Below are 3,310 nucleotides of genomic sequence, written 5' to 3'. Positions count from 1 at the left end.
ACGACGCTCTTCCGATCTGTTCGCCCGCCACGGGTTCGACGGGGTGTCGCTCGACGACCTCGGTGCCGCCGTCGGCGTCCGCGGCCCGGCCGTCTACCGGCACTTCCCGAGCAAGCAGGCCGTGCTCCTCGCGCTCCTCGCCGGCACGAGCGAGCGCCTGCTCGACGGCGGCCGCGACGTGGTCGAGCAGACCCCCGACCCGCGTGACGCACTTCGTGCCCTCGTGCGGTTCCACGCCGACTTCGCGCTCGCCGAGCCCGACGTCATCCGCGTCCAGGACCGCGACCTGCCCGCGCTCGCCGCGCCGGACCAGGAGGCCGTCCGGGTGGTCCAGCGGCGCTACGTCGAGGCGTGGGTCGACGTGCTCGCGCGCCTCTCGCCGACCACCGACCGCCCCGAGCTGCGGCTGCGCGCGCAGGCGACGTTCGGCCTGCTCAACTCCACCCCGCACAGCGCGCGCGGTCTGTCGTCGGCCCGCACGCAGGCCCTGCTGGAGACCATGGCGCTCGCCGCCCTCGGCCACCCGGACCACCACCCGTCCGGCTGACCCGCGGCACGCGCACCGACCGCGGGTGATAGGCGAAAGGTCCCTTGCGGATCTAGCCTGGCGGGACATCAGGCAATGGGGCCACCGCTTCACAAGAGCACGGCTCCGCCGACGACGGAGCGGAACATGTTGCGTTCAGATGTGTCAGCCGGGCATGCCCGGGACGGTGCGGAGCAGCGGACGACGGGGTCCTCGAGCGGCGCCGCACGAGGACGGGCGAACGACGGCGACGACGCCGACGACGGCCTCGTCCGGCTCGTGACGACCGCGGGCGACCGGGTCGAGGACCCGGTCCACGACCCGTGGGTCGCCGACGTCGACGACGACGCGCTCGTCGCGCTGTACGAGGACATGGTCGTCGTGCGGCGGTTCGACGTGGAGGCGACGGCCCTCCAGCGGCAGGGGCAGCTCGGGCTGTGGCCGCCGCTCATCGGGCAGGAGGCCGCGCAGGTCGGCTCGGCCCGCGCGATGCGCTCCGACGACTTCGTCTTCAGCTCGTACCGCGAGAACGGCGTCGCCTACTGCCGCGGCGCCGACCCGACCGACCTGGTGCGCGTCTGGCGCGGCACCGCGCTGTCCGGCTGGGACCCGTGGGCGCTGCACATGGCGACCCCGCAGATCGTCGTCGCCTCGCAGGCGGTGCACGCCACGGGCTACGCGCTGGGCTGCCGGTTGGACGGCTCCGACGCGGCGGCCGTGACGTACTTCGGCGACGGCGCGACCAGCAAGGGCGACGTGCACGAGGCGATGGTGTTCGCCGCGAGCGCCGCCGCCCCGGTCGTGTTCTTCTGCCAGAACAACCAGTTCGCGATCTCCGAGCCGGTGGACCTCGTGGCCCGACGGCCTCTCGCCGACCGCGCCCCCGGCTACGGCATCCCCAGCGTGCGCGTCGACGGCAACGACGTGCTCGCGGTCCTCGCCGTCACGCGTGCCGCCCTGGACCGTGCCCGGAGGGGCGAGGGCCCGACGTTCGTCGAGGCGGTCACCTACCGCCAGGGCCCGCACACCACGTCGGACGACCCGACGCGCTACGTCGACACGGCCACGCACGCCCGCTGGGCGGAACGCGACCCGATCCTGCGCGTCGAGCGCCTGCTGGGTGCGCGCGGCGCGCTGTCCGAGGAGCGCACGCACGACGTCAAGGAGAAGGCCGAGGAGTTCGCGCACCGCATGCGCGAGGGCTGCCTGGGCCTCGAGGCACCACCGCCGCTCAGCCTGTTCGACCACGTCCTGGTCGAGCCGACCGCGACGCTGCGACGCCAGCGCGACGAGCACGCCGCCTACCTCGCGATGTACGACGACGAGGCGGTCCGATGAGCACCCTGACGCTGGCCGGGGCGCTCAACGCCGGGCTGCGCCGGGCGCTAGCCGACGACGACCGCGTCGTCGTGCTGGGCGAGGACGTCGGGCGCCTCGGCGGCGTGTTCCGCGTGACCGACGGCCTGCAGCGCGACTTCGGCGCCGAGCGCGTGCGCGACACCCCGCTCGCCGAGTCGGGGATCCTCGGCGTCGCCGTCGGGCTCGCGTACCGCGGGTACCGGCCGGTCGTCGAGATCCAGTTCGACGGCTTCATGTACCCCGCGTTCGACCAGATCGTCACGCAGGTCGCGCGCCTGCACTACCGGACCGGCGGTGCCGTGCGCATGCCGATCACCGTGCGCATCCCGTTCGGTGGCGGCATCGGGGCCGTCGAGCACCACTCCGAGTCGCCCGAGGCGTACTTCGCGCACACCCCCGGGCTGCGCGTCGTCTCCCCCGGCGGACCGCAGGACGCGTACGCGATGGTCCGGCAGGCGATCGCGTGCGACGACCCCGTCGTGCTGCTCGAACCCAAGCGGCGGTACTGGGTCAAGGGCGACGTCGACGAGTCGCTCGACGACGCGCTGCCGCTCGACCGGGCACGCGTCGTCCTGCCGGGCGACGACGTCACCGTCGCCGCGTACGGCCCGCTCGTCCTGACGGCGCGAGACGCCGCGCTCGCGGCCCGCGACGAGGGTGTGTCCGTCGAGGTCGTCGACCTGCGGTCGCTCTCGCCGCTCGACCTCGACACCCTCGAGGCGTCCGTGCGCCGCACCCGGCGGCTCGTCGTCGCGCACGAGGCGCAGCGCAGCGGCGGGCTCGGCGCGGAGCTCGCCGCGTCCGTGACCGAGCGCTGCTGGGACGTGCTCACCGCGCCCGTCGCGCGCGTCACCGGGTTCGACGTCCCCTACCCGCCCGCCAAGGTCGAGGAGCACTTCCTGCCCGACCTCGACCGGATCCTCGACGCGGTCGACCGCGTGCTCGGACGGCCGCACTCGCTCAGCGCGTTCGTCCCGTCGGTGCGGGCGGACGACGGGCCACCCGAAACCGCGGTCGCCGACGCCGAGCACGCCCGCGGTGCCGCGACCGTCGGGAGCGCGTCATGAGCGCCGACCGGACGGTCCGCACCGTCACCCTCCCCGACCTCGGCGAGGGCCTGACGGAGTCCGATCTGGTCGAGTGGCTCGTCGCCGTCGGCGACACCGTCACGCTCAACCAGGTCGTCGCCGAGGTCGAGACCGCGAAGGCGCTCGTGCAGCTGCCCTCGCCATGGGCGGGTGTCGTCGAGGCGCTGCTCGTCGAGCCGGGCACGACCGTCGCCGTCGGCGGCCCGCTCCTGACCATCGCGGTCCCGGACGCCGCTCGAACCGCCGACGTGTCGCCGTCCGCGTCCCCCGGCGACGCGGCTTCCGACGCGGGCCGTGCGCCCGACGCCCGCGTGCCCGAGACCGCGGCCGACGTGGC

Annotated in this window: 4 protein-coding genes; all 4 read left to right on the top strand. The window is 74.7% G+C overall.

The genetic code is table 11. From position 1 onward, the window contains the following. Positions 1–547: TetR/AcrR family transcriptional regulator (locus tag HGA02_RS13780; RefSeq protein ID WP_168679484.1), on the top strand; the 547-nt coding region annotated here is incomplete at its 5' end. A gap of 126 nt (positions 548–673) precedes the next feature. Then, positions 674–1,864, top strand: coding sequence for a pyruvate dehydrogenase (acetyl-transferring) E1 component subunit alpha (gene pdhA, locus HGA02_RS13775; protein WP_168679482.1), 1,191 nt, complete (start codon positions 674–676; stop codon positions 1,862–1,864). Then, a complete protein-coding gene (locus HGA02_RS13770) occupies positions 1,861–2,952 on the top strand; it encodes an alpha-ketoacid dehydrogenase subunit beta (protein WP_168679480.1) in 1,092 nt (363 codons plus the stop codon). Before pdhA ends, HGA02_RS13770 begins: the two co-directional genes overlap by 4 nt. Then, positions 2,949–3,310: biotin/lipoyl-containing protein (locus HGA02_RS13765; RefSeq protein WP_343035480.1), on the top strand; the 362-nt coding region annotated here is incomplete at its 3' end. The genes HGA02_RS13770 and HGA02_RS13765, both read left to right, overlap by 4 nt.

The sequence above is a fragment of the Cellulomonas septica genome (assembly GCF_012396155.1).
GTDB classification, from domain to species: domain Bacteria; phylum Actinomycetota; class Actinomycetes; order Actinomycetales; family Cellulomonadaceae; genus Cellulomonas; species Cellulomonas septica.
This window is presented reverse-complemented; position numbering and strand designations above follow the sequence as displayed.

Excerpts from the sequence above, each read along its gene's own strand:
- pdhA (WP_168679482.1), top strand. The coding sequence starts at position 674 with ATGTTGCGTTCAGATGTGTCAGCCGGGCATGCCCGGGACGGTGCGGAG.
- HGA02_RS13770 (WP_168679480.1), top strand. The coding sequence starts at position 1,861 with ATGAGCACCCTGACGCTGGCCGGGGCGCTCAACGCCGGGCTGCGCCGG.